This is a genomic window from Lachnoanaerobaculum sp. (assembly GCF_057250505.1).
The window spans coordinates 20336-46770 of sequence record NZ_DBHIEQ010000010.1 but is presented as its reverse complement, the minus strand read 5'-3'; the positions used below and the strand labels follow the sequence as shown (position 1 = coordinate 46770).

The 26435-nt window shown below is 39.0% G+C and carries 23 protein-coding genes; 11 read left to right on the top strand and 12 right to left on the bottom strand.

What is annotated here, in order from left to right; translation table 11 throughout:
* Positions 1–81 precede the first annotated feature (81 nt).
* From ACO6FI_RS05980 to ACO6FI_RS05925, 12 genes are all read right to left on the bottom strand, one after another.
* Entirely contained in the window at positions 82–1632 is a 1551-nt protein-coding gene (locus ACO6FI_RS05980) for a putative ABC transporter permease subunit (protein WP_485456551.1), read from the bottom strand.
* Positions 1607–2335: an ABC transporter ATP-binding protein gene (locus ACO6FI_RS05975; protein WP_485456550.1), complete on the bottom strand. Its 729-nt coding sequence runs from the start codon at positions 2333–2335 to the stop codon at positions 1607–1609. The genes ACO6FI_RS05980 and ACO6FI_RS05975 overlap by 26 nt, the downstream gene beginning before the upstream one ends.
* A 102-nt stretch (positions 2336–2437) precedes the next feature.
* Complete coding sequence (locus ACO6FI_RS05970; protein ID WP_485456549.1) at positions 2438–3055, bottom strand: TetR/AcrR family transcriptional regulator; 618 nt, start codon at positions 3053–3055, stop codon at positions 2438–2440.
* 181 nt (positions 3056–3236) lie between these two features.
* On the bottom strand, positions 3237–3908 hold the full coding sequence (locus tag ACO6FI_RS05965; protein WP_485456548.1) for an RloB family protein: 672 nt from the start codon (positions 3906–3908) through the stop codon (positions 3237–3239).
* Positions 3908–5200: an AAA family ATPase gene (locus tag ACO6FI_RS05960; RefSeq protein ID WP_485456547.1), complete on the bottom strand. Its 1293-nt coding sequence runs from the start codon at positions 5198–5200 to the stop codon at positions 3908–3910. Before ACO6FI_RS05960 ends, ACO6FI_RS05965 begins: the two co-directional genes overlap by 1 nt.
* Positions 5201–5459: 259 nt before the next feature.
* A complete protein-coding gene (locus ACO6FI_RS05955) occupies positions 5460–7157 on the bottom strand; it encodes a peptide ABC transporter substrate-binding protein (RefSeq protein ID WP_485456546.1) in 1698 nt (565 codons plus the stop codon).
* A 248-nt stretch (positions 7158–7405) separates the two neighbouring features.
* On the bottom strand, positions 7406–9058 hold the full coding sequence (locus tag ACO6FI_RS05950; RefSeq protein WP_485456545.1) for a peptide ABC transporter substrate-binding protein: 1653 nt from the start codon (positions 9056–9058) through the stop codon (positions 7406–7408).
* 24 nt (positions 9059–9082) lie between these two features.
* A complete protein-coding gene (locus ACO6FI_RS05945) occupies positions 9083–10738 on the bottom strand; it encodes a peptide ABC transporter substrate-binding protein (protein WP_485456544.1) in 1656 nt (551 codons plus the stop codon).
* 45 nt (positions 10739–10783) lie between these two features.
* On the bottom strand, positions 10784–11836 hold the full coding sequence (locus ACO6FI_RS05940; RefSeq protein ID WP_485456543.1) for an ABC transporter ATP-binding protein: 1053 nt from the start codon (positions 11834–11836) through the stop codon (positions 10784–10786).
* On the bottom strand, positions 11821–12834 hold the full coding sequence (locus tag ACO6FI_RS05935; RefSeq protein ID WP_298054868.1) for an ABC transporter ATP-binding protein: 1014 nt from the start codon (positions 12832–12834) through the stop codon (positions 11821–11823). Before ACO6FI_RS05935 ends, ACO6FI_RS05940 begins: the two co-directional genes overlap by 16 nt.
* A 10-nt stretch (positions 12835–12844) precedes the next feature.
* Positions 12845–13891, bottom strand: coding sequence for an ABC transporter permease (locus ACO6FI_RS05930; protein WP_485456542.1), 1047 nt, complete (start codon positions 13889–13891; stop codon positions 12845–12847).
* Positions 13892–13944: 53 nt separating this feature from the next.
* Positions 13945–14862, bottom strand: coding sequence for an ABC transporter permease (locus ACO6FI_RS05925; protein ID WP_314767450.1), 918 nt, complete (start codon positions 14860–14862; stop codon positions 13945–13947).
* A gap of 452 nt (positions 14863–15314) precedes the next feature.
* On the opposite strand from ACO6FI_RS05925, the gene ACO6FI_RS05920 reads away from it, so the two are divergent.
* From ACO6FI_RS05920 to ACO6FI_RS05870, 11 genes are all read left to right on the top strand, one after another.
* Entirely contained in the window at positions 15315–15626 is a 312-nt protein-coding gene (locus tag ACO6FI_RS05920) for a hypothetical protein (protein ID WP_060932064.1), read from the top strand.
* A gap of 2 nt (positions 15627–15628) precedes the next feature.
* Positions 15629–16696 (top strand): V-type ATPase subunit, encoded by a 1068-nt coding sequence (locus ACO6FI_RS05915; protein ID WP_485456541.1) that lies wholly within the window; start codon positions 15629–15631, stop codon positions 16694–16696.
* A complete protein-coding gene (locus tag ACO6FI_RS05910) occupies positions 16693–18618 on the top strand; it encodes a V-type ATP synthase subunit I (RefSeq protein ID WP_060932066.1) in 1926 nt (641 codons plus the stop codon). The genes ACO6FI_RS05915 and ACO6FI_RS05910 overlap by 4 nt, the downstream gene beginning before the upstream one ends.
* A 70-nt stretch (positions 18619–18688) precedes the next feature.
* Positions 18689–19114: an ATP synthase subunit C gene (locus ACO6FI_RS05905; RefSeq protein WP_485456540.1), complete on the top strand. Its 426-nt coding sequence runs from the start codon at positions 18689–18691 to the stop codon at positions 19112–19114.
* A gap of 11 nt (positions 19115–19125) precedes the next feature.
* Positions 19126–19434 carry a V-type ATP synthase subunit F gene (locus ACO6FI_RS05900; protein ID WP_485456539.1) on the top strand — a complete coding sequence of 103 codons (309 nt, stop codon included), beginning with the start codon at positions 19126–19128 and terminating at the stop codon, positions 19432–19434.
* A gap of 115 nt (positions 19435–19549) precedes the next feature.
* Positions 19550–20131, top strand: a complete 582-nt coding sequence (locus ACO6FI_RS05895; protein WP_485456538.1) for a V-type ATP synthase subunit E — start codon at positions 19550–19552, stop codon at positions 20129–20131.
* The gene (locus ACO6FI_RS05890; protein WP_485456537.1) at positions 20131–21897 is read left to right on the top strand and encodes a V-type ATP synthase subunit A; all 1767 of its coding nucleotides are present in this window, start codon (positions 20131–20133) and stop codon (positions 21895–21897) included. The genes ACO6FI_RS05895 and ACO6FI_RS05890 overlap by 1 nt, the downstream gene beginning before the upstream one ends.
* 11 nt (positions 21898–21908) lie before the next feature.
* On the top strand, positions 21909–23333 hold the full coding sequence (locus ACO6FI_RS05885) for a V-type ATP synthase subunit B (protein ID WP_485456536.1): 1425 nt from the start codon (positions 21909–21911) through the stop codon (positions 23331–23333).
* Positions 23334–23335: 2 nt separating this feature from the next.
* Positions 23336–23953: a V-type ATP synthase subunit D gene (locus tag ACO6FI_RS05880; RefSeq protein WP_485456535.1), complete on the top strand. Its 618-nt coding sequence runs from the start codon at positions 23336–23338 to the stop codon at positions 23951–23953.
* A complete protein-coding gene (locus tag ACO6FI_RS05875) occupies positions 23953–24639 on the top strand; it encodes a TIGR01906 family membrane protein (RefSeq protein ID WP_485456534.1) in 687 nt (228 codons plus the stop codon). The genes ACO6FI_RS05880 and ACO6FI_RS05875 overlap by 1 nt, the downstream gene beginning before the upstream one ends.
* 113 nt (positions 24640–24752) lie before the next feature.
* Complete coding sequence (locus ACO6FI_RS05870) at positions 24753–26429, top strand: alpha-glucosidase (RefSeq protein WP_485456533.1); 1677 nt, start codon at positions 24753–24755, stop codon at positions 26427–26429.
* The last annotated feature ends 6 nt before the right edge of the window (positions 26430–26435 follow it).

Sequence of the window (26435 nt, the reverse complement as noted above, 5' to 3'; positions counted from 1 at the left end):
TAGTATAATAGGTGGAGTCACAATATGTAACTCCACCTACTGTATATTTATATATTATAAGTTTTTTATTCTCTCATTAAATCAAATAAATTTTGAATTGCTCACCTTTTTATAAACCACAATCGTAACAATAGTTAAAATAACCGACACCTGCTGCAAGGCATACGTTATCGGAAGCTTTAAACCTAAATAAAGAGAAATCGGAATAATGAGTGCAATCATTCCTATAAGTCCTGATAAAATAACAGGCATACTCTGTTTTACTACTATCATCTCACTTTCCCACTCATAGTTGGGGTATTTTTTATTTAAGGCAACTCCCGTCACTGTTATAAAAAGCGAATAACATATAGGAACAATGATTAGGTTAAGTATTTGAATAATGTTCATATCAAGTTTTAATATGAATACAAATTCCGAAATTATATATCCGATCATATGGAGTGTAAGATTCAGTGCTATCTTTGAATTTAATATAGTCTTTACCCTGGCAGGAGAACTTTGTAAAATCCAAATGTTTTTTCCTTCTAAAGATATGGCTGAAGCTGCCGGACAACTGATAGTAAGCATAGCCGCAATAAAAAGCGGAGACAGATTTGAAAAATATTCATTTATATTTTCAATTCCCACATACCTTCCAATTTGTTCCACGGAATTAAACAATAAAAATATACTGAAAACACATAAAAGTATCACTCCAAACCCTGCATTCAACATCTCCATATAAGAGCTTAGAAAGCGCCCCAGTTCTTTTTTATATAGGGCAACAAATAACGATTTTCTATTATATGTTTCTTTGTTGTCGGCATATCCGGGTGTTGTTTTCGCAAGAGTATTAAGCAGTCTATACTTCACCGAAACAATTTTTATAAATATATAAAAAACTGCTGTTGAAAGAAAAATTAAAAATCCTTCTCCAATGTACATAGGGAAATTATAATATTGCATAAACAGCTTAGATATCGGATACAGTCCTGTGATTTGCTTGGCAAGTATAATGCCGATGCTGTTTTCATTACCCATAGCTGATACTGCCATATATCCTATTGCGCCTATCATTGCAAATGAAAAAATCAGAGCAACAATATTTTTTCTTTTGAAAAAGGATGAGGCAACAACGATAATTATTCCCATACATGATGCTATGCACATAGGTATCAACGGCACAAACAATATAGAAAGAAAAAACAGAATAATATCAACTGCCCCTAAGCTTTCACTCCCTACCCAAACAATTCCTCCGGGAAGCATAAAAATCAAACCTATAAAAAAGTTCAATAAATACATAAACATGAATTTACTGCTTATGATATCCAAGCCTTGTACAGGCAAAGATAATAGAACTTCCATATCTCTACTGCCAAACAAAATCCCGTTAGAATAAAATATTGTCAAAAATAATATCGTAAAACTTGATACCGCCGACATATATACAGGTATCAATTCCTGCTGCCCTACCTGCGCCAACGTTTTTGCTGTCATGATATTATATATACAAGAAAATACAAAAAGCGCAGTTATTCCAAAGCTTGTAATATTACCGGAGCTTTTATTATTTTTCGAATATCTGATTTCATTTATCGGAAAGAAATTATATATTTGCACTCTAATAAGTATCCACAATTTTTTCATTATCCTCTACCTCCATAAAAAAAGTTTCCAAGGATTTATCTCCTTTTACATCTCCTATATTACCGCTTGCTATTAACTTCCCGTTTTTTATAATTGCAATCTTATTACATAATTTTTCTGCAACTTCCAATACATGTGTTGAAAAGAAAACAGCCCCACCGTTTGACACACATTCATGCATTATCCTCTTCAAACAAAAAGTAGCCTTCGGATCTAGTCCAACGAAAGGTTCATCCAAAATAAACAGTTTCGGATCATGTACCAGTGCTGAAATAATTGCCGTTCGTTGTTTCATACCATGTGAATACGAAGATATCAATCCTGAAAGATACTTTGTCATCTCAAATAAATCACTGTACTTTTTTATTCTGTCTTTACGTATTTCAGTAGAAACTTCAAACAAGTCAGCAATAAAATTTATATACTGAAACCCTGTCAAATGTTCATAAAGGTCGGGATTATCCGGAATATATGCCATCATTTTTTTACAAATCACAGGTTGTGATTTAATTGAATGCCCGATAACGGTTATACTTCCACCTTCAAAGTCATGAATGCCGACTATCGCTTTTATTGTTGTGGTTTTTCCGGCTCCGTTTGCCCCTATAAAACCATAAATATCTCCGGACTGTACAGAAATTGACAGGTTATCGACTACCTTTTTGTCTCCATAAAATTTACTGAAATTCTTTATTTCCAACATAATTCTCCTTTATTGACAAATTGTCAGTTGTTCTTTTAAATAATCGACAGCATATCATCAGCTGTCGAATTTTTTATGTATATAAAAATCATTCTCTTATCTTTAATCTCTAAAGAGCCTTTTCGCATTTAAGCTTTGTTCAAGCATTATCTTAAATGCATTTAAGTAATTATTGACGGGTTCTTTTTTTGAACATTTTATGCTCATGTTATTTGATACAAAAACATATGCCGTCATAAGAAACTCTGCCGTTTCTGTTGGATATTTTACAGAAAAATTCTTTTCCGCTATCCCTTGATTTATAATTTTTTCAAAATATAATGTAAGCTTTTCAACAAGCTTATGGGATAACTTATCTATCATATATTGATTTTCTTTAAGTTCAACTGTTTTTTGCAGTACCGTATCCTCTGCAGTAATATTTTGTGAAGATATAATTGTGATGTCTATAAAAGACCTGATTTTTTCTATAGCGGTTTTATCCTCATCATAGACGATACTGTAAATATCTTTCAACAATCTGTCTGAATATCTTTCTACAAGACAATATAAGATATCCTCCTTATTTTTGAAATGATAATATAATAATCCTCTTGATATATTTACTTTATCGACTATATCCTGAGTTGTCGTATTGGTATACCCCTTCTCCATGAAGAGTATCATTGCAGCATCCATAATCTCGGCACGCCGTATTTCAGGTTCTTTCACATCTCTCATTTTATACCTCCGCTCAGTCATATGATATACTTTAACTGACAAGTTGTCAACCAATTTTTGTGTATCTCAGTGCAAAACACCTGCAAAGCAGATATAATCTACAATGCAGGTAATGATATTTTGTTACCCATATTCCAACCCTTTTCGCTACTATTTTGAATTTTAATAGCGAAAAAGTAAATTATTCCGGACTCTCTACTTTATTTTTTATTTCTTCCACTAACATATGTACTGTAGATACCGGATACATATCAGACGGCTTCTTATTTGTATTTTTAACACATATATTATAGTTTTTCTTTGCTAATTGAATTGCAGTTTTCTCATCTCCATATTCTAATAGTTTGTGATAAATGCGTCTGTCATTTTTAAGATATTTCTTCTTGGTACATTTTTCAAACTTATCTGCAAATTTCTCACAACATTTCACAGATTTTTCTATTACCAGCATTTCTCCGAAATATGCATACATCCAAATCTCAAAGCAAGGATTAGACCATCCCGCCATCACACCACTTTTCTCCGCATCTTGAATAATCTTATCAAAATCCTTAACTTCATCTCTGTCAAATACAATCCACGGCATCCTCATCTGAGACTCTTTGCTAACAAATTCCAGTGCTCTTTCTACAAGATCAACTGTTTTAGCTTTTTCCACTTTAATTATCAAGCGATTCTTTAACTCTTTTGGAATACTGTCTCTCAACCCTTCAAAATAGTTTTTCTCAGTCTCCTCTGTGTCTGTCACTATAAGATAATAACCCGACTCAGGTACCCTTGTACCTACTCTCTGATTACGATCTTTTCTTTTTCCCGCCCTGTAATCGCTTAATTTTTCTCCCCTTTTACTCACTATATATCGCCCTCCCTAAGAACCTTCATAGGCTTCAGTGCAGGGATAGCACCATAGTTACCCAACATATATTTCTTTGCTAAGTCTTCATCCCTACGTACTTTATTTCCGTCCTCATCCTTAAAATCAGCTAAAGAATACAACTCCGATATCCCGTCATTATTTTTATTTACCATCCAAATTTCATCTCTACGCAGTAAATCGTTTGAAAACTGCCATATATCGTGAGTAGTAAAGATAAGCTGAGCATTCATAGTATTTATCTCTTCAGACAAAAAAGTCAATATAATATTTCTAACAAGTAAAGGATGTAGTCTTGCATTAAGTTCATCTACAAACAATGTACCTCCATTATCTAAAACTTCTTTTATAGACGGGTACAATGCAAACATCTTCTGTGTCCCACTTGACTCCTGTGCTAAAGGAATAGAAGCTATACCATCGCCACCCAGCTTTTTATGAATAGTATTTATTCTATATCCCTTATCACTATCTTTTTCATCTTCTGACACTACTTTCTCCACTTTAAAGTCCTTTATTGACTCATCAAAAGCTGCAAAGTAATTAACCATATTCTCTTGAACTTTTTTATCATTATCATCTACAAATCCCTTTGGCAACTTGTATGAGCGAACTAAATTCTCTACAGGGTTTCCAAAATTTATAACCTTATTTTTTAAGAACCAATCTCTGACTTTCTTAAATTGTTCAATACGGAGCTTTGCACCCAAGGAAACTATTAGAGATTCTTTATTTAATGAGGCTTTGATATTCTCAATTTGTCTATTAGGAACTCCGTTTATTTCCAACTCTTCACCGGTTTTACGGTAAAAGATGGTTCTATAATTATTTCTTGCCGTTTTTGCCTTTGAATATAGCCACTCTTCAATAACTTCATTATCCTTTAGAACAAAACCATATTGGTATGTCTTTCCGGTGTTCTCCATATTATCAACATAGAAAATTTCAAATGAAGTCTCACCATTGCAACTATCCTCATCAAACAAAAATGGAGTCACTTTTATATAATCACCATCATTCTTCCTATATCCACTATCCTCATCTCCAAACTTAAAGGATTCTAATACATAATATCTCATATAACCAAATGCATCACATACATTGGACTTTCCGCTTGCATTAGCTCCATAAATAGCTGCAACCTTCAATAACTTATCATTTGCAATATCTACAACATGGTCTTCATGCTCTGTTATTTTAGTCGCTGACATATCCAATGTAGCTTCATCACGAAATGATTTGAAATTTTTAAAATTAAATTGTATCAGCATATTATCACCTTAACCTTTCATAAAATCCTTACTAATTATAAGTATAAATCATTTTCCATATAAATCAACATTTAATTTAAGATAAATGCTAAATTAGATGTTGATTTTGTGATATTTTGATGCTTTATATAATATCTACAAATCAATTCCTATCTATAATAAACTTTCTAAATTAAAAATATCGCAAGCCATATAAAAAGCAGAGACCCCAATCTATGAAGTCTCTGCCCGATTTTATTATTATAATTATATTTTTATCTTACTGAGCCAAATCGGCATATTCAAAGTGCCAGAAGCCGTCAGGTGAATGCCAGCTGCCTGTTATCTTATCACTCTGAAGATAGAAATCATTGTAATAAAGAAGTGGAATCATAGCTGTATCCTTCATTATAACGTCTTCAGCCTGATGTAAGTATCCGAATCTTGTCTGTGGGTCTTTCTCTGTAGCAGCCTTACCCATCAGAGCATCAAATTCAGGATTGCTGTACTTGGCATTGTTGTTTCCGTTTCCTGTTAATGCAAGCTCAAGGATATTTGAAGGATCGTTGTAATCCATTACCCATCCGTCTCTTGCCACCTGATAGTTACCTGCTCTTCTTTGCGGTGTGAATGACTTCCACTCAACTATATTTACATCAACCTTAAGCCCAAGTTCACCCCATGCCTGCTGTAAATACTCGGCGATCTTTTTGTGGTAAGCCTGATCATTTGTTGAATATACTATATCAGGAAGACCTGCACCGTTCTCATGTCCCGCCTCCTTCAAAAGCTCCTTAGCCTTCGCAAGGTTTGCCGCATGGTCATCAATATTTATATAAGCGGACTTATCTGTTATATTGTCCTGCCATGCAGTACCGTTCCAGTCTGTTACACCCTCACTTACAAATCCGCTTGCAGGTGTATATGTACCGGATGTAATTGTCTCTGAGATATACTTTCTGTCAAGAGCAAGTGAAAGCGCCTCTCTCACCTTAGGATCCTTAAACTCATCTAAGGTATTGTTTAAATCAAGATAATATGTTCCGAGTATAGGATCGATATGATAATCCGCTCTGCTCTTTAATGAATCTATCTCCTGTGTAGGAATATCCTTTATCATTAAAGCATCACCTGACTCATATGCACTGAAAGCCGCATTCTGATCCTGCATAAGAAGACATTTGATACCGTCAAGTTTTATAGAGTCGGCATCCCAATAGTTCTCATTCTTCTCAAACATCAGATAGCTTCCCGGTTTCCACTCTGTAAGTTTAAAAGGACCTGTTGAAACATATGTCTTAGGGTCGATACTCCAACCGTCAGGATTTGCCTCTACCACTTCCTTCTTTACAGGTGAAAGTGAAGCAAATGCAGCAAGCTTGTCGAAGTAAGGTGTAGGCTTTGCCATATGTACAACCAAAGTCTTGTCATCTGTAGCTTCAACTTTAAGTTTTGTAGGGTCAGGGGTTACTGTGGTATTACCGTCAGCGTCAGGTTTTCCGACAGCGTCATCATAACCTTCCACCATTCCCAGCACTGTCTGTGCATATGGTGCGGCAACATTCGGATCAACCAATCTCTGCCAGCTGTATACAAAATCATTAGCTGTAAGAGCTGAACCGTCAGACCACTTTAAGCCGTCTCTTAAGTGGAATGTCCATGTAAGCTGGTCGTCACTTACTTCGTATTTTTGGGCAAGCCCCGGTACCACCTTTCCATCTTTATCCATCTTTAAAAGATTGTCAAATGCAAACAATATATAGTTTGCTCCGTCAACAGCCGAATTAAGCGCAGGGTCAATTGTCTCTACATCCGGTCCAAGCTGAACTGTAAGTATTTTCTTACCTGTCTTTGTACCGTCACTTTGCGCACTCTTACTACCTGCCGCCGAATCATTTCCCGACTTTGCGCCGCCACACCCTGAAAGGGCCATTGCACCGGCTATTGCCAATGCCGCAACAATAAATCTTTTTTTCATCAATTCCTCCTCCAACTTAATGAAATAGCATACAAACTTAAATATTATAATATTTGTATAAAGTAATTCGTACAATTTTTATAAATTTTTAAGTTTATTCACTTGTATGCATAATTATACCATATTAACTTCGGTTTGTCTATACCTAAATAATTTAATGAATATTTATGTAAGCGACCGTTATCGCATCAAATATTTTTATATAAAAAGAGCCGAAAAACAAAATTCCGACTCTCAAATATAATATTTTATTCTGCTATATCCGCATACTCAAAGTGCCAAATACCGTCTGATGTATAGAAACTGTCTTTTATATTATCCTTCTGAAGATATGTCTCATTCTGATACATTACCGGAATAACTCCTGCATCCTTTAAGAGAAGCTCCTCAGCCTGATGTAAATATCCGAATCTTGTCTTGGCATCTGTCTCATTTGCAGCCTTGTCAAGAAGTGCATCATACTCAGGATTTTTGTATCTTGAACTGTTGTTTCCGTTTGTACTGTATGCACACTCAAGAAGATTTGAAGGATCGTTGTAATCCATTACCCATCCGTCTCTTGCAATCTGATAATTTCCGGATCTTCTCTGCGGTATAAATGACTTCCACTCAACGATATTTACTTCAACATTTATTCCAAGTTCTTTCCAAGCCTGCTGTAAGTACTCTGCAACCTTCTTATTGAAACCTGCATCGTTTGTTGTATATGACATGGTAGGAAGGCCTGCGCCGTTCTCATGTCCTGCCTCCTTCAAAAGCTCCTTAGCCTTTGCAAGATTTGCATCAAAATTGTCATTGTCGTAGTATACAGACTTATCTGTGATATTGTCAGCCCATGCGCTTTCATCCCAATCCACTACACCGGTCGGAATAAAGCCTGTTGCAGGTGAATTTATACCTGCAGTAATGGTATCCGCCATATACTTTCTGTCAAGTGCAAGTGCAAGCGCCTCTCTCACCTTAGGATCTTTAAACTCATCCAAATCATTGTTTATATCTATATATGCTATTCCAAGCTTAGGACTGGACTTATAATCCGGTCTCTTCTGTATTGTTGTTACTTCTTCTACAGGATAATCCTTAATCATTGAAGCCTCGCCTGACTCGTATGCGCTGAAAGCCGCATTCTGATCCTGCATAAGGAGGCATTTGATACCGTCAAGCTTAACGGCATCCTTGTTCCAGTAGTACTCATTCTTTGTAACCAATATATGGCTTCCCTGCTTCCACTCTGTAAGCTTGAAAGGACCTGTAGATACATATGTCTTAGGATCAAGACTCCAACCGTCAGGATTGGCCTCTACCACTTCCTTCTTTACAGGTGAAAGTGCCGCAAATGTGGCAAGTCTGTCAAAATAAGGTGTCGGGTGAGACATATGCACTACAAGAGTCTTGTCATCAGGAGCCTCTACCTTAAGCTTTGTTCTGTCAGGAGTTGTTGTTGTATTACCGTTTGCATCAGGGTTACCGATAGCATCATTATATCCGTCTACCATTCCAAGTACAGTCTCTGCATATGGTGCTGCAACCTCAGGGTCAACCATTCTCTGCCAGCTGTATACAAAATCATCAGCCTTAAAATCAGAGCCGTCAGACCACTTAAGTCCGTCTCTCAGATGGAATGTCCATGTAAGTCCGTCATCGCTTACTTCATACTTTTCAGCCATGCTCGGCGCTATCTTACCGTCCTTATCAATTCTAAGCAAATTGTCTGATATCATTGTGATATAGTTTGCACCGTCAGCTGACTGATTGAGTGCAGGGTCAATTGTCTCTACATCCGGTCCTTCCTCGATAGTAAGAATCTTTCCATTCTTACTTGCCGACTTGGAACCGCCGCATCCTGAAAGTGCCATAGCACCTGCAAGTGCCAATGTAGCCAAAATTAGTCGTTTTCTCATAAACTCTCCTCAATTCTAATAATATTATTCCGCTATATCCGCATACTCAAAGTGATAGATACCGTCAGTTGTATGATAGCTGTCTTTTATCTTGTCACTCTGAAGATACATCTCATTGTAGTAAAGAAGCGGCGTTACACCCATATCTCTCATAAGCATCTCTTCAGCCTGATGGAAATAATCAAATCTTGTCTTCTGATCTTTTTCTGAAGCCGCCTTCTCAAGAAGTGCGTCATACTCAGGGTTTGAATACTTTGAGCTGTTGTTTCCGTTTCCTGTTGCTGTAAGATTAAGGATATTTGAAGGATCGTCATAGTCCATTACCCATCCGTCTCTTGCAATCTGATAGTTTCCCGATCTTCTCTGCGGTGTAAATGACTTCCACTCAACTATATTTACCTCAATCTTAAGTCCGAGCTCACCCCAAGCCTGCTGTAAATACTCGGCAATCTTCTTATGATAAGCCGAATCATTTGTTGAATATGTCAATGTAGGAAGACCTTCGCCGTTAGGATGTCCGGCCTCTGCCAAAAGCTCTTTTGCCTTTGCAAGATTTCCTTGATAATCGTCAACATTTATATATACTGAAGGGTCTGTAAGGTGGTCATACCATGAGCTTCCGTCCCAATCGGATACACCTTGCGGAATAAATCCCTTTGCAGGTGTATATGTACCTGCTGTGATTGTCTCTGAAATATACTTCCTGTCAAGTGCAAGTGAAAGTGCCTGACGAACCTTTGCATCCTTGAACTCATCCAATGTGTTGTTCAAGTCGATAAAGTATGTTCCAAGCTGCGGGTCGATATGATAATCAGGTCTCTTCTGCAATGTAGTGATCTCCTGAGTAGGAATATCCTTGATCATCAAAGCATCCCCCGCCTCATATGCACTGAATGCCGCATTCTGATCCTGCATAAGCAGACATTTGATACCGTCAAGCTTAACGGCATCCTTATTCCAGTAATTCTCATTCTTCTCAAGCATTAAATAGCTTCCCGATTTCCACTCTTTAAGCTTGAAAGGACCTGTAGAAATATATGTCTTAGGGTCAAGTGTCCATCCGTCAGGATTTGACTCTACAACATCTTTCTTTACAGGTGAAAGAGCTGCAAATGTTGCAAGCTTATCAAAGTATGGTGTAGGCTTTGCCATATGTACAACAAAAGTCTTATCATCCGGAGCCTCCACCTTAAGCTTTGTTACATCCGGAGTTGTTGTAGTATTACCGTTTGCATCAGGATTACCGATAGCATCCTCGTAACCGTCCACCATTCCGAGTACAGTCTCCGCATAAGGTGCGGCAACCTCAGGGTCAACCATTCTCTGCCAGCTATATACAAAGTCGTTGGCTGTAAAATCCGAACCGTCCGACCACTTAAGTCCGTCTCTTAAATGGAATGTCCATGTAAGTCCGTCATCGCTTACTTCATACTTTTCTGCCATACTTGGAGCTATCTTACCGTCCTTATCCACTCTGAGCAGGTTGTCAAAAAGATAAGTTATGTAGTTTGAGCCGTCATTTGTGGTGTTGAGTGCAGGGTCGATTGACTCCACATCAGGTCCCATTTCGATAGTAAGAACCTTACCGTTTGCGTTCTTTGCCGACTTTGATCCGCCGCAAGCTGTAAGCGCCAGTGCACCGGTCATAACCAATGTCACCAGAATCAATTGTTTCTTCATAAATCCTCCTAAATAATTTTTATTAAAACCACACGGTTATAATGTCTAGTTAATCTTTTCGATATTGTGGCAGGCCACAAAATGTCCCTTTTCCATCTCTCTCCACTTCGGAACTTCCATAGCACACTGCTCTGTAGCATACTTACATCTGGTTCTGAAATGACATCCGCTAGGAGGATTAAGTGGCGAAGGAACCTCTCCCTCAAGTACTATTCTTGATCTCTCTCTTGCTATCTTAGGATCCGCCACAGGTATAGCTGAAATAAGGCTCTTTGTATAAGGGTGAAGCGGTCTGAAGATAATCTCACCTGACTCTGCCAGCTCCACCATCTTTCCAAGGTACATAACACCGATTCTGTTACTGATATGGTTTACAATAGAAAGGTCATGTGCAATAAAGAGATATGTAAGTCCTCTCTCCTTTTGTAAATCCTCAAACATATTTACAACCTGTGCCTGTATGGAAACGTCAAGTGCAGATACCGGCTCATCGGCCACTATGAAATCAGGATTAACTACAAGCGCTCTTGCAATACCGACTCTCTGTCTTTGACCGCCCGAGAACTCGTGAGGATATCTGTTGGCATGCTCGGAGTTAAGACCTACAGTTCTTAAAACTTCTATTATCCTGTCCTGTCTGTCCTTTTTGGAAGATGCTATCTTATTGATATCTATCGCCTCTCCTATTATATCTCCTACAGTCATTCTCGGGTCAAGTGAAGCGTAAGGATCCTGGAATACTATCTGAAGTTTCTTTCTGTACTCCGACATATTTACGGCGGTCTTTTTGCCAAGTTTAGGTACACCGTTTTCAATGATATCGTTTCCGTTATCATCTACAAGCGGCACCTTTCCGCTGTCAAAAAGTACCTTGTCGTTATAGATAATTCTGCCGTCTGTAGGCTCATAGAGTCTAAGCAGAGACCTTCCTGTGGTAGTCTTTCCACAGCCTGACTCTCCTACCAGTCCCAATGTCTCTCCTTTTTCTATGTAGAAAGAAACATCGTCTACAGCTCTTACATATTTTTTATTCTTACCGAAGCCTCCGGCAGGGAAGAATTGTTGCAAATGTTCAACCTTGATTATTTTTTCAGACATGCTTCTCCTCCCTCACTGTTTGTATCTTCTTCTATTTCATTCAGCCAGCACTGTGAATAATGTGTATCACTGAAATTCTTAACCGGCGGCATCTCTCTTAAACATATCTTCATACATGAGTCACATCTTGAAGCGAAAGGGCAGCCCTTCGGCGGATTAAGCATATCCACAGGTGAACCCTCGATAGGTACAAGTCTTTCATAGTCGGCCTCATACATCTTAGGGATACTCTTTAAAAGTCCCTTTGTATACTCATGCTTCGGATTGTAGAAGATATCGTCTGTAAGACCGCTCTCCACTATCTTACCTGCATACATAACGGCTATTCTGTCACATATACTTGCAACGACACCGAGGTCATGTGTAATCATAATAATTGCCATTCCGAGCTTATTCTTAAGGTCCATCATAAGCTCTATAATCTGTGCCTGAATAGTAACATCAAGTGCTGTGGTCGGCTCGTCCGCAATCAAAAGCTTCGGCTCACAGGCAAGTGCCATAGCTATCATAACTCTTTGTCTCATACCGCCTGAAAGCTCATGAGGATACTGCTTAAGTCTCTTTTCAGGCTCATTGATTCCTACAAGTGTAAGCAGCTCTTTTGCTCTCTCTTTCGCCTCGGTCTTTGACTTATTTGTGTGGAGGAGTATAACCTCCATTATCTGGTTACCGATAGTATATACCGGATTCAAACTGGTCATAGGGTCCTGGAAAATGATTGAAACTTCATTTCCGCGGATTTTCCTCATTTCCTTTTCACTCATATCATTGATGTGATATCCGTTGAAATAGAGGTCACCGCCTATAATCTTTCCGGGATTTGCTATAAGTCCCATCAGTGAATAACTTGTAACACTCTTTCCGGAACCGGACTCTCCTACTATTCCGAGTACTTCTCCCTCATTTACATAGAAGGAAACGTCATCAAGCGCTTTTACCTCTCCTGCAGGTGTAAAGAAGGAGAGTCTTTCATGTTCTATATCTACCAAATGTTTCATATATCTCTCCTTAATTCTTTAACTTAGGGTCAAATGCATCACGAAGTCCGTCACCCAAAAGGTTAAGACTCAGTATTATCAAACTTATAAGCAGTGCAGGTGCAAACAAAAGATAAGGATATGATTGCAATCCTGTAATTGCATCTGATGCAAGTGAACCGAGTGAAGGCATAGGTACCGCAACACCGAGTCCTAAGAATGAAAGATAACTCTCGGTAAATATGGCTGAAGGTATCTGCAATGTTGTAGTAACTATAAGTGTACCGATAGTATTTGTAAGCAGGTGCTTTCTGATGATTGAGCCGCTCTTTGCGCCTAATGCTCTGGCAGCCGTAACATACTCCTGCTCCTTTAATACAAGAATCTGTCCACGGACAATTCTTGCCATACCTACCCAGTAAAGCAATGCGAACACTACGAATATACTGATAAGATTGATTCCAAGCACATTGATCCATCCGAAGCCCGGCGCATTTGCCAAAAGCTTCATAGGTTTTTTAAGTGCGAATGTAAGCAATATAATAAGTAGAATATCAGGAACCGTATATATAATATCTACAATTCTCATCATTATAAGATCTACCCAACCGCCTGAAAATGCGGCTATTGAACCGTATATTGATCCTATAACAAGTACGATAAGTGACGCCAAAAGTCCTACTATAAGTGAGATTCTGGCACCCATCATTACTCTTATGGCGTAGTCTCTTCCAAGACTGTCCGTACCGAGTATATGTGGGAATATATGCTCTCCCGCCGCTATCCTTGTAAGCTCGGATGCGGAGTACTGCATAGGCAAAAGTCTCTCACTGCCTTGAATCTGTGTAGCATAGTTGTAAGGATAGAATATCGGAACTATGAATGCGAGTATCAATATAATAATGAATACCGCCAAAGATGCAAGGGCAACTTTATTCTTTAAAAGTCTTCTGAAACCGTCCTGCCAGAAACTGACACTTTGACGCATCACTATCAGACTTTCTTTTTCTTCTTTGCTTGCGGGCAAAAGATCATCGGGCGATAAGTTTAAATGCCCTGAAATAATGTGTTTGCTCATTTTATATAGGGAAATCACAAGCTATGTGACAACCTTCTCCTTTCTTATAGGCTTTACTTAAGTTTGATTCTCGGATCTATTATGGTGTATGCAATATCTACCAAAACATTCATCACTATGATAAGTGCTGCAAGGAATATTGTAGTTCCCATGATAACTGTGTAGTCCTGATTGATAACCGAACTTACAAATTCACCTCCGAGTCCCGGAATTGTAAATATCTTTTCCACTACAAAGCTTCCTACAAGTGTATATGCTACCAAAGGTCCCATATATGTAACAATAGGTAGAATTGCATTTCTAAGAGCGTGCTTGAACAAAATAACATTCTCTGAAAGTCCTTTTGCTCTGGCTGTTCTCATATAATCCTGTCCGAGTACATCAAGCATTGACGATCTCATCTGTCTTGCAATATATGCTGTAGGATAAAAAGACAGTGCCATAACAGGCATTATATAATGAAGCGGTGATGTCAGACCGTATGTCGGCAAAAGTTCAAGCTTAACACCAAGTATATACATAAGAATTGTACAGATAACAAAGCTCGGTACCGCAATGCCCAAGGTGGCAAATATAATGATAAGCCTGTCAAGTATCTTACCTCGATTAAGCGCGGCAATGGAGCCTAACGGAACTCCTATCAGAAGTGAAAGTATAATTGATATACCTCCCACTCTGGCTGAAACAGGGAATTTTGAGGATATTATCTGAGCTACATCCCTTCCTCTTTGCTTTATACTGATTCCGAAGTCACCATGCAAAGCATTTTTAAAATAATTTACATACTGTACTGTAATCGGCTTATCAAGGCCGTATTTAACCTCCAAAGCTTTTTGAGCCGCTTTTGAAATTGATTTGTCTGCAGCGAACGGTCCGCCCGGAACTTGCTGCATCAAGAAAAATGTCAAGGTCGATACAATAAATATGGTAGCGAGACCGAATATCAACCTCTTGATAATATACTTTAACACAATATCCTCTCCTTTTCTTATTTCTTTATTGTTTTGAGTTATTAAAGTATTTTGCCGATATTTTATGCATACATATAAGTACATTAAAAGCCGCATAAAATATGTGCGTATACAACAAAATAGTAGGCAAGCATCTTCGCTAAATATTGCCTACTTCCTTGACAATTATACAATAAACCATATTTTATTTCAAGTATCTGTTCGCACAGTGTGTACTTATGTGTGTCTGTACAATACATCACAGGCTGAAAACCGCTTAAGCCCGTTGGCTTTATGGTTTTTTTATCAATTTTATTTAATCTTTCCCTTTACTTTTTCTTAAAAAGGTATATTATTGTTTTCGACAAATGTATTTCTACCTATTATATGCAATGTAAAAATAGTCGGAAATATATTTAAAGTGGTTTGCCTTACATGGTATATCACATAATACAATTTACTAAGGAGGTTTTATGGATGATATAATAAGCAGACTTTCCGAAATCGAAGACTCGTCGCAAAGCTATATTGACGACGCCAATCTTAAGAAAAAGGAAATTGCTGCTGAAATGAACGCCAAAAAAGAGCTTTGGAAGCAAGATCTGGATGCCAAGACGAAGTCTCGAATTGCCGCATTACAGGAATCTATGAATGTTGCAAAAGAAAAGAAGATACTGGAACTTAAGCAGCAATCTGAAAAAGCCTTTAGGGATTTGCAAGACATGTATGACACTAACCATGATAAATATGTGGATACACTATTTTCAGAAATGATTAAGGAGTAGCCATGGGAAATTTATTTAAATACGCTTCCCTTACTACAAAAATCCGTGCAATGTCGGGCGATTTGATAAGCATTGACGGCTTCAAATCACTGTGTGAATGTGAAAGTATATCTTCCGCTATGAATGAGCTGATGAAGTACAAATACTACAAGGACGCATTCAAAAACGTAGACGTTTCTACATTACACCGTGAGGATATCGAGCAGATTTTGATGCTTAGTAGTTTGGAAGAGTTCATGGGACTGTATAAGTTCACTTCGGGTACACCCAGAAAATACCTGAACTTGGTGTCTATGTACAATGAAATGTATGTATTAAAGCGTATACTACGAGATATTCTCAGTAGCAGGCCCAAATCCTTGAACTTAAAATTCTATGCAAAGCATATCGGTGTTCATATGGATTTTAATATCGATGATTTGTTGGCGGCAAACGATATCCGGCAGTTCATTGAAACATTGAAAAATACCGAATATTACAACTGCTTAAACGAAGTATATTCAAAGGGCGGACAGACTATATTTGAGTACGGTCTTGCACTTGATACTTACTACTTTGATATATGCTTCAAATTCGCGGCAAAGGAACTTAAAGGTACTGAAAGCAAAGATGTGCTGTCAATTCTAGGTACAAGATGTGACTTTTTAAATATGCAGTGGATATATAGGATAAAGAAATACTACAATGTAAAGAGTGCCGATCTTTATGCTACACTTATCCCTCACTACTACAAACTCAGTGTTGATGAGATAAAGCAAATGGCGGAATCTGAAGATGTTGCAGCTTTCTTTGAGATTTTTGAAAAGACCTACTACGGAAAACTTGAATCCAGGTTGTTCAAAAACAAGCCGGGACTTGAAGAGATTTTCATGTCGTCACTTGAGTATTTATACACTCAGAACAAGAAAAAGGATCCGTATTCTTTAGCCACACTTAGCTACTATCTGTACGCCAGGGAACTGGAAATAAGCAGAGTCACAAAGATAATAGAGTCTATCAGGTATTCACTTCCTGCAGAGGATATTATCACTACGATTCTAAAACTTGAGACAAGGAGGTCTTTCGCATGATTGAAAGAATGAAATTCTTGAATATCACAGGCCCGAAAGACGACATTGACAGAATTATTGAAACTTATATCAGCAAATATGATTTTCAGCTGGAGAACGCTCTGTCTGAACTTAAGGATGTTAAGGAATTGCATCCGTTTACTGATACCAATCCTTATAAAAATGCTCTGAACAGCTCACAGGAACTTAAAGAGTATCTTAAGGATACTGATTTCAAAGCAAATCGTCAAATGAGCATCGAAGAGGCTGAGGCATTGACAAATACTCTTTCAGATAAGGTTAACGCCTTCTCACAAAAAAAGAGCGATCTTGAAGCCGAGCTTTCAAAATATGAAGAAAAGTTGAAAAGTGTTCAATACTTTATCGGACTGGATTATGACACCGAAAAGATTCTTCATTTTAAATATGTGAACTTCAGATTCGGTTCCATGCCGAAAGAATACTATGAGAAATTCATGACATTTGTATATGACAGTGTCGATACCATCTTCTATAAGGCAAGAGAAATTGATGACAGAGTGTGGGGTGTATATTTTGTACCTGATACCATATCGGATCAGATAGATGCAATCTACTCTTCTATGCATTTTGAGAGATTTTTCTTACCTGAAGGATATGAGGGTACGCCTGCTGCCGCCAGCACACATCTTGAGGAAAAGATTCAGTCAATAAAGACAGAGATAACATCCGTTGATGACAAGATTATAAAGACTCTTGAAGACAGAAAAGACGACTTTTTGCTTGCAAATCAGGTGCTTTACAGATTCAATAAGGTATTTGATGTAAGAAAGTATGCTGCGGCTACAAGAGGAAACAGAGCGGATAAGAAAGTCTTTTACATTATATGCGGTTGGTTAACAGAGCGCGATGCCGAAAGGCTTTCAAAGGAACTTGAAAATGAGCCTGAAACTTTCTGTCTTTCAGAAAAAGATTTGTCAAAAGTTCTCAGCACTCCGCCTATCAAGTTGAAAAACAATGCTCTCTTTAAACCTTTTGAGATGTTTGTTGAGATGTACGGGCTTCCGAATTATAAGGAATTTGACCCTACAATTCTTGTGGGTATCACATATTCCATCTTGTTCGGCTTCATGTTCGGAGATGTCGGACAGGGCCTTGTACTTTTGATTTTGGGCAGCATTTTGTATTGTACCAAGAAAATAAGACTTGCAGGTATCATTGCAAGATGTGGATTCTTCTCCACAATATTCGGCTTCTTATTCGGTTCAATCTTCGGTTTTGAAGATATTATACAACCGCTTTGGTTAAGACCGGCAAAGGCAATGACTGCACTTCCCGTTATCGGAAACCTTAATACCGTTTTCGTTGTAACTATAACACTCGGTATGCTTATCATTATACTTATGATGATTATAAGTATTTTGACAAAGCTCAGATTCAAAAAGCCGGGTGAAGCACTGTTTGATACAAACGGAGTTGCGGGACTTGTATTCTATGCATCCGCACTTGCCACCATGGTGCTTTTCATGACGGGAAATCCGTTACCTGCATCTATAGTACTTATAATAATGTTTGTAATACCTTTAATTCTTATCTTCTTAAAAGAGCCTTTAGCTGAAATAGTTGAAAGAAGAAAGGTTCACCTTGAAGGCGGAGCCGGAATGTTCGTATTACAGGGATTCTTTGAGCTTTTTGAAGTACTTTTAAGCTACTTCTCAAACTCACTGTCATTCGTCAGGGTAGGTGCTTTCGCAGTCAGCCATGCCGCTATGATGGAAGTTGTTCTTATGCTTTCAGGTGCCGAGAGCGGAAACATCAACTGGATCGGTGTTGTTCTCGGAAACATCTTCGTTATGGGTATGGAAGGTTTGATTGTAGGTATACAGGTACTTCGTCTGGAGTATTATGAGTTATTCTCCAGATTCTATACCGGAGGCGGCAGGGCATTTAAACCTTACGCATAGTAACAAATCAATTTATTAACCATATGACTTTCGTCATATAAATATATAATTTTTATTTAGGAGAAAAAAAATGAACACATTAGCAAAAGTAACTCTTTCAGCAGCTCTTATTTTAAGTATTGCAGTTCCTTTCATCGCATTTATGATCGGTGAGAAGACAAAGGGTCGTTATAAGAAAGCCCTTGCAGGAAACATCTTTATGTTCTTTGGTGTTATGGCAATTGCAAGCATATTGTTCTTATCAGGCAACGCTTATGCGGCAGGCGAGACAGCAACTTCAGGCGCAGCAGGTCTTGGATATCTTTCAGCAGCTCTTTCAGTAGGTCTTGCTTGTATCGGTGGCGGTATCGCCGTATCTGCAGCAGCATCTGCAGCACTTGGCGCTATCAGCGAGGACGGTTCAATCCTTGGTAAGTCACTTATCTTCGTAGGTCTTGCAGAGGGTGTTTGTCTTTACGGACTTGTAGTTGCATTCATGATCTTAGGTCGTTTATAATAGGCAATCTTATGAAAATGTACCTTATTAGCGATAATGTAGATACTCTTACAGGTATGAGACTTGCAGGAGTGGAAGGAGTGGTGGTTCATGAAAAAAATGAACTCACTGATGCCCTCAATTTTGTTGTTAACAGCAAAGACATAGGCATAGTTCTTCTTACAGAAAAGTTTTCTAAGGACTATCCCGAGCTTGTCAACAAATATAAGATGGAATCACATATCCCACTCTTTATTGATATACCGGACAGACATGGTACCGGAAGATCCGAAAACTTCATTACAGACTATGTAAACGAAGCTATCGGATTAAAACTATAGATAGATGACCCAATCTGTCTGATACATCTGTTTTGTAAGATTTATCTTACAAACTTGTCCTAACAGTTCAGCTTTTGCTGAACTGTTACATTAGTATAAAAAGGTAGGTATTATCTTGACAATAGAAGAAAAACTACAGCATTTTAAAGAAGCCTGCGTGGCGGATGCCATGGCTGCAGCTGAAAAGATACTTTCAGATTATAGAAGTGCTTTAGATAAGGACTTCGCAGACTACCAAAGCAGTGAGATAAGGCTTGCTGATATGGAAGTCAAAACAGAAACTACAAGGATTGACAAGGAGACCAATAAAGAGCTTGCTCTTGAACAAATAAAATTGAAAATGGAAATCAGCAAAAAAGCTGCCGAGCTTAAAGAAAAAATCTTTACACAGCTTGAAGCAAAACTTGCGACCTATCAATCCTCTCCCGCATATGAAGCTTTGCTTGATTCTCAGATAGACAAGGCACTTAAGTTTGCGGGAAATGATGAAGTGAAAATATATATCGACCCTAACGATGAAGCTTTGGCACATAAGCTTTCTGTAAAGCACGGTATTGATATAATTATAAGCAAATATCCTTTCCATGGCGGTATAAGAGCCGTCATTCCGGCTAAGAATATCCTGATTGACAATTCTTTCGAGAAAAAGATAGCAGAAGCTAAAGATAAATTTGATGTAGAGATGGAGGTGTTATAATGGCAAAAACAGGTATTATATTTGCAATAAACGGGCCGATCGTAAAGACATCAAATGATTCCGGCTTTGAAATGCATGAAATGGTATACGTAGGTGAGGAGAACCTTGTAGGTGAGGTAATCGGTCTTACAACCGATGCAACTATCATTGAGGTTTATGAGGAAACCGGCGGTCTTAAGCCCGGCGAAGTGGTAACAGGTACAGGATCTCCTGTGTCCGTAACTCTTGCACCGGGTATACTTAACAATATCTTTGACGGTATCGAGCGTCCGCTTAGCGAGATAGCTAAAAAAGAGGGTGCTTATATATCAAGAGGTGTCAGTGTAGATTCACTTGATACAAAGAAACTTTGGAAAACACATATAACTGTAAAGCCGGGTCAGGCTATTGACGGCGGTACTATCATCGCTGAAGTTCCGGAGACTCAGGCAATTGTACATAAAGTAATGCTCTCACCTAATCTTAAGGGCTATGTAGTAGATGTGGTTGAGGACGGTGAGTATACTATCAATGATAAGCTTATTACATTGCAGCTTACAGACGGTAGTGAAATTCCTGTAACTATGACACAGCATTGGCCTATTCGTGTGCCGAGACCTACAAAGAAGAGATTCCCTGCAAGCATTCCGCTTATCACAGGACAGAGAATACTTGATACTCTCTTCCCTCTTGCAAAGGGCGGTACGGCAGCCGTTCCGGGAGGATTCGGTACAGGTAAGACCATGACACAGCACCAGATTGCAAAATGGTCGGATGCAAATATCATCATATATATAGGATGTGGTGAGCGTGGCAACGAGATGACACAGGTTCTTGAGGAGTTCTCGGAACTTATCGACCCTAAGAGCGGTAATCCTTTGATGGATCGAACAACTCTTATTGCGAACACTTCAAATATGCCTGTGGCGGCCAGAGAGGCATCTCTGTATTCAGGTCTTACACTTGCAGAGTACTACAGAGATATGGGTTATGACGTTGCAATCATGGCGGACTCAACTTCAAGATGGGCCGAGGCTCTTCGTGAGATTTCAGGTCGACTTGAGGAAATGCCTGCCGAGGAAGGTTTCCCGGCATATCTGGCATCAAGACTTTCAGCATTCTATGAGAGAGCCGGAATGATGCAAAACTTAAACGGCACTGAAGGTTCCGTTTCCATTATCGGTGCAGTTTCTCCACAGGGCGGTGACTTCTCGGAGCCTGTTACGCAGAATACAAAGAGATTCGTACGTTGCTTCTGGGGACTTGATAAGAGACTTGCTTATGCAAGACACTTCCCTGCTATCCAGTGGCTTGACAGCTATTCCGAGTATTTGACAGACCTTGCACCTTGGTACGCCGAGCATGTAGACAAGAAGTTCGTTGAATACAGAAACAGACTTGTATATATCCTCAATCAGGAAGCTTCTTTGATGGAAATAGTTAAGCTTATCGGTGCGGACGTATTGCCTGACGACCAGAAGCTTGTACTTGATATCGCAAAGGTTATAAGAGTAGGATTTTTGCAGCAGAATGCATTCCACAAGGACGATACTTCAGTACCTCTTATAAAGCAGTTTAAGATGATGGACGTTATACTTTATCTGTATCAGAAATCAAAAGCACTGGTTCATCAGGGTATGCCTATGAGCGTTTTACATCAGGACGGCATTTGGGATAAGGTAACTTCTATAAAGTATGATGTTCCGAATGACAAACTTGAAATGTTGGATCAATACAAAAAAGACATTGACACATTCTACGAAAAAGTACTTGAAAAGAATGCATAGGAGGTAAAAAAATGTCAATAGAATACCTTGGACTTAGCTCCATAAACGGACCGCTGGTAGTTCTTGAGGGTGTCAAGGGTGCTGCCTATGATGAAATCGTAGAGATGACCGTAGACGGTAATGAGAAGCGCCTCGGCAGAATTATAGAGATAAATGATGACAAGGCCGTCATACAGGTTTTTGAAGGAACAGACCGTATGGCACTTAGAAATACACACACAAAGCTTACAGGAAAGCCTATGGAAATAGGCGTTTCCGAAGCAATGTTCGGCAGAACATTCAACGGTATCGGTGAGCCTATAGACGGTCTCGGCAGTGTAGAGGCCGAAAAAACACTTGATGTAAACGGTAAGCCTTTAAATCCCGTTACAAGAGAGTACCCAAGAAACTATATAAGAACCGGTATCTCTGCAATTGACGGACTTATGACTCTTATCAGAGGTCAGAAGTTGCCTATCTTCTCAGGAAACGGTCTTCCACATGATGAGCTTGCGGCACAGCTTGTTCGTCAGTCTTCTTTGGGTGACGAACAAGACGGTGAGAAGTTTGCGGTAGTTTTTGCCGCTATGGGTGTAAAGCACGATGTTGCCGATTTCTTCCAGAGAACATTTGCAGAGAGCGGTGTAAGTGACCACGTTATCACATTCATCAATCTTGCAAACGACCCTGTCGTAGAAAGACTTATCACACCTAAGGTTGCACTTACGGTTGCAGAGTACCTTGCTTTTGAAAAGGGTATGCACATCCTTGTAATCCTTACAGATATGACTTCTTTTGCGGAGGCAATGCGTGAGGTTTCATCTTCAAAGGGTGAGATTCCTTCAAGAAAAGGTTTCCCGGGCTATCTTTATTCAGAGCTTGCTACAATATATGAGAGAGCGGGTATAGTGGAAGGTGTAAACGGTTCAGTTACACAGATTCCTATTCTTACCATGCCTAACGACGATATCACTCACCCGATCCCTGACCTTACAGGTTATATCACAGAGGGTCAGATAGTTCTTGACAGAGACTTAAACGGTCAGTCAATCTATCCGCCTATAGCCGTACTTCCTTCACTTTCAAGACTTATGAAGGACGGTATCGGTGAAGGCTTTACAAGAGGCGATCACCAAGACGTTGCAAACCAGCTCTTCTCTTCCTACTCTAAGGTGGGTGATGCCAGAGCGCTTGCTTCAGTTATCGGTGAGGACGAGCTTTCAGATACGGATAAGAAGTATCTTGTATTCGGTAGAGCTTTTGAGCAGATGTTTATCGGTCAGTCCGTAAATGACAACCGTACCATCTTTGATACACTGGATATAGGCTGGAATCTGCTTGGACTTATGCCTAGGGGCGAGCTTGACAGAATCGATACAAAGGTTCTTGACCAGTATTACAAACCTACAATGCTTGATGCAAACGGAGATATAGTTCCTGCTAAAGTAGAGGATTAGTTATGAATATAAATACATTCCCAACCAAGGGTAATTTGATAGCCTCAAAAAACTCTCTGGCGCTGGCAAGACAGGGCTACGGCTTGATGGATAAGAAAAGAAATATTCTTATCCGCGAGCTTATGGGACTTATTGACGAGGCTAAAGAAATACAGAAACAAATAGATACAACTTTCAGTGCCGCATATAAAGCGCTGATGTATGTAAATATCGAATTGGGTATTGACTTTGTGGCCGATATAGCCGGTTCCGTTCCTGTTGAGAACAGTGTACAGATAAAGACCAGATCCGTAATGGGTACCGAAATCCCGCTTGTAAGATTTGATGATAACCCTATCACCCCTACTTATGCTTATTATTCAACCAGAGAATCACTTGACAAGGCCAGAGAGAAATTCAACGAAGTTAAAAGGCTTACAGTCAAGCTTTCTATGATTGAGAATTCGGCATACAGACTTGCAAGCAATATCAAAAAGACTCAAAAAAGAGCCAATGCCTTAAAGAATATCACTATCCCGACCTATGAGACACTTGTAAAGACTATTACAAATGCACTTGAGGAAAAGGACCGTGAGGAGTTCACAAGACTTAAGGTCATAAAATCTTGGAAGGACGCTTGATGAAATTCCTTCGTTTCATATTAGGTATTATTTCAAGCTTTTCACTGATGTTTATTGCACTGGTTACTTCCATTGAAATCGCCGCATATTCCGACTTTTCATTCTATGAAAAAGAGTATAAAAAATATGCGGTGACCGCATTTGTCGGCATATCAATGCCGGACCTTATGGATGTAACCGTGGATATGATGCATTATTTGAACGGTACCAAAGATACCCTGACAGATGTAAAGGCTACTATAAAGGATGTTCCCGATACTCCTTTCTTTAATGAGAGAGAAGTCAAACATATGCAGGATGTAAGAAATCTTTTTGTAGGTGCGAGCCGTATAAGAAGCATACTGATTGCCGTGATTATACTGTGTATAATATCTGCAAAACTTCTTAAAGGTAAAATATCAAGCTTTATATCAAATGTCTTTGTATACGGTACTTTGCTTTCACTGGCTGTAGTCGGTGTCCTTATATTCATTGTATCAGGTGATTTTGAGAAATATTTTATTCTCTTCCACCGCATAGTTTTTACAAATGATTTATGGATGCTTGACCCGACTACCGACAATCTTATAAATATAGTGCCTGAAGGCTTTTTCGTGGATATGACCGAGCGAATACTTATAATATTTTCTTCTATTATCATCTTCACGGTAGGCTGCGGCATGGTTATAAAGAAAGGCTTCAAATAATTCTTTAAAAAGATGTTTGTATACTCTACAGGCATCTTTTTTATTTGCATAATTTTATACATTGTGATAAATTATGATTTTGAAAGAAAGTTTATTTTCTTAGGAGGTTATATATGACAAAAAAATGGTGGCACGGTAAGGTTGCTTATCAGATATATCCAAAAAGTTTTAATGATACTACAGGCAGCGGTATCGGTGACCTTAAGGGTATTACTGAGAAACTTGACTACCTTAAGGAGCTTGGTGTGGATATCATATGGATTTCACCTTGCTACTGCTCTCCTTTTGCAGATCAGGGCTACGATATTTCAGACTACTACAATATAGATCCTGTATTCGGAAATATGGATGATATGGACGAGCTTTTGGCTGAAGCAAAAAAAAGAGATATGTACATCCTTATGGACCTTGTAGTAAATCACTGCTCAAACGAGCATGAGTGGTTTAAAAAGGCTGTAGTGGACCCTGACGGTGAATACGGCAAGTATTTCTATATAGAAGAAGGTAAAGACGGCAAGGAGCCGAACAACTGGCGTTCGTACTTCGGCGGCAGCGCATGGGAGAAAATCCCCGGTACAAACAAATACTATCTTCACCTCTTCCACAAAAAGCAGCCTGATCTAAACTGGGAAAATCCTAAGGTTCGTGAAGAAATCTATAAAATGATCAACTGGTGGCTTGACAAGGGATTGGCAGGTTTCAGAATTGACGCAATTATCAATATAAAAAAGGCTCTCCCGATAATAGACTACTGCTATCCGCCTGACAGAGAAGACGGATATGTACAGCCGCAAAAGATGCTTGAGGACGCTGTAGGTGTAGGTGACTTCCTTACAGAGCTTAAGAATGAGACATTTGCAAAGCATGACGCTTTTACGGTAGGCGAAGTATTTGACGAGCGTGAAGAGGATATCCCGCTTTTCATAGGAGATAACGGATACTTCTCCAGTATGTTCGACTTTAACGAGACCATATTCGGAAAGAGTAAGAACGGTTGGTATGACTGCTCTCCTATCACTCCTGATGACTACAAGAGATGCTGCTTTGAGACTCAGGAAAGACTTGGAGATATAGGCATGATTTCCACCATAATAGAAAACCATGATGAGCCGAGAGGTGTAAGCCACTATATTCCTGCCGATGAACTTAGCGAAACCGCTAAGAAGTTCCTCGGTACAATGCAGTTTATGCTCCGCGGTCTTCCTTTCATCTACCAAGGTCAGGAAATAGGTATGGAGAATGTAAACTTCACATCTATGGACCAGATAGATGATATCTCAACCCGCGACCAGTATAAAGTAGCAATAGAGGCGGGACTTTCTCCAGAAGAGGCTTTTGCAGCAGTAAAGAAGTACAGCCGTGACAACAGCCGTACACCTTTCCAGTGGGATACAAGCGAGAACGCAGGCTTTACTACAGGTAAACCTTGGCTTATGGTAAATCCCGACTACAAGAGAATCAATGTCGCCTCACAGATAAACGATCCGAATTCCGTACTTTCTTACTACAAAAAGCTTACCGCTCTCAGAAAAAATCCTGAGTACTCTAATACTGTGGTATACGGTAAGACCGTACCTTACCTCCCTGAGGTGGAAAGACTGATGGCTTTTGAAAGAGTTGGCGACAATCAGACATTGCTTGTACTCGGTAACTTCTCTACCAAACCGCAGACTGTAAAACTCCCTTCAAAATGTAAGAAGGTTGTTTTAAACAATGTGGAAAATGTGGAATTTGTTTCAGATACGGAGATAAAGCTTGAGGGATATCAGGCACTGGTGATAGAAATATAAAAAACT

Bases quoted from the DNA above. Each gene is read 5' to 3' on its own strand.
- ACO6FI_RS05980 (WP_485456551.1), bottom strand. From the start codon at position 1,632: ATGAAAAAATTGTGGATACTTATTAGAGTGCAAATATATAATTTCTTT.
- ACO6FI_RS05975 (WP_485456550.1), bottom strand. From the start codon at position 2,335: ATGTTGGAAATAAAGAATTTCAGTAAATTTTATGGAGACAAAAAGGTA.
- ACO6FI_RS05970 (WP_485456549.1), bottom strand. From the start codon at position 3,055: ATGAGAGATGTGAAAGAACCTGAAATACGGCGTGCCGAGATTATGGAT.
- ACO6FI_RS05960 (WP_485456547.1), bottom strand. From the start codon at position 5,200: ATGCTGATACAATTTAATTTTAAAAATTTCAAATCATTTCGTGATGAA.
- ACO6FI_RS05955 (WP_485456546.1), bottom strand. From the start codon at position 7,157: ATGAAAAAAAGATTTATTGTTGCGGCATTGGCAATAGCCGGTGCAATG.
- ACO6FI_RS05950 (WP_485456545.1), bottom strand. From the start codon at position 9,058: ATGAGAAAACGACTAATTTTGGCTACATTGGCACTTGCAGGTGCTATG.
- ACO6FI_RS05945 (WP_485456544.1), bottom strand. From the start codon at position 10,738: ATGAAGAAACAATTGATTCTGGTGACATTGGTTATGACCGGTGCACTG.
- ACO6FI_RS05940 (WP_485456543.1), bottom strand. From the start codon at position 11,836: ATGTCTGAAAAAATAATCAAGGTTGAACATTTGCAACAATTCTTCCCT.
- ACO6FI_RS05935 (WP_298054868.1), bottom strand. From the start codon at position 12,834: ATGAAACATTTGGTAGATATAGAACATGAAAGACTCTCCTTCTTTACA.
- ACO6FI_RS05930 (WP_485456542.1), bottom strand. From the start codon at position 13,891: ATGAGCAAACACATTATTTCAGGGCATTTAAACTTATCGCCCGATGAT.
- ACO6FI_RS05920 (WP_060932064.1), top strand. From the start codon at position 15,315: ATGGATGATATAATAAGCAGACTTTCCGAAATCGAAGACTCGTCGCAA.
- ACO6FI_RS05915 (WP_485456541.1), top strand. From the start codon at position 15,629: ATGGGAAATTTATTTAAATACGCTTCCCTTACTACAAAAATCCGTGCA.
- ACO6FI_RS05910 (WP_060932066.1), top strand. From the start codon at position 16,693: ATGATTGAAAGAATGAAATTCTTGAATATCACAGGCCCGAAAGACGAC.
- ACO6FI_RS05905 (WP_485456540.1), top strand. From the start codon at position 18,689: ATGAACACATTAGCAAAAGTAACTCTTTCAGCAGCTCTTATTTTAAGT.
- ACO6FI_RS05900 (WP_485456539.1), top strand. From the start codon at position 19,126: ATGAAAATGTACCTTATTAGCGATAATGTAGATACTCTTACAGGTATG.
- ACO6FI_RS05890 (WP_485456537.1), top strand. From the start codon at position 20,131: ATGGCAAAAACAGGTATTATATTTGCAATAAACGGGCCGATCGTAAAG.
- ACO6FI_RS05885 (WP_485456536.1), top strand. From the start codon at position 21,909: ATGTCAATAGAATACCTTGGACTTAGCTCCATAAACGGACCGCTGGTA.
- ACO6FI_RS05880 (WP_485456535.1), top strand. From the start codon at position 23,336: ATGAATATAAATACATTCCCAACCAAGGGTAATTTGATAGCCTCAAAA.
- ACO6FI_RS05875 (WP_485456534.1), top strand. From the start codon at position 23,953: ATGAAATTCCTTCGTTTCATATTAGGTATTATTTCAAGCTTTTCACTG.
- ACO6FI_RS05870 (WP_485456533.1), top strand. From the start codon at position 24,753: ATGACAAAAAAATGGTGGCACGGTAAGGTTGCTTATCAGATATATCCA.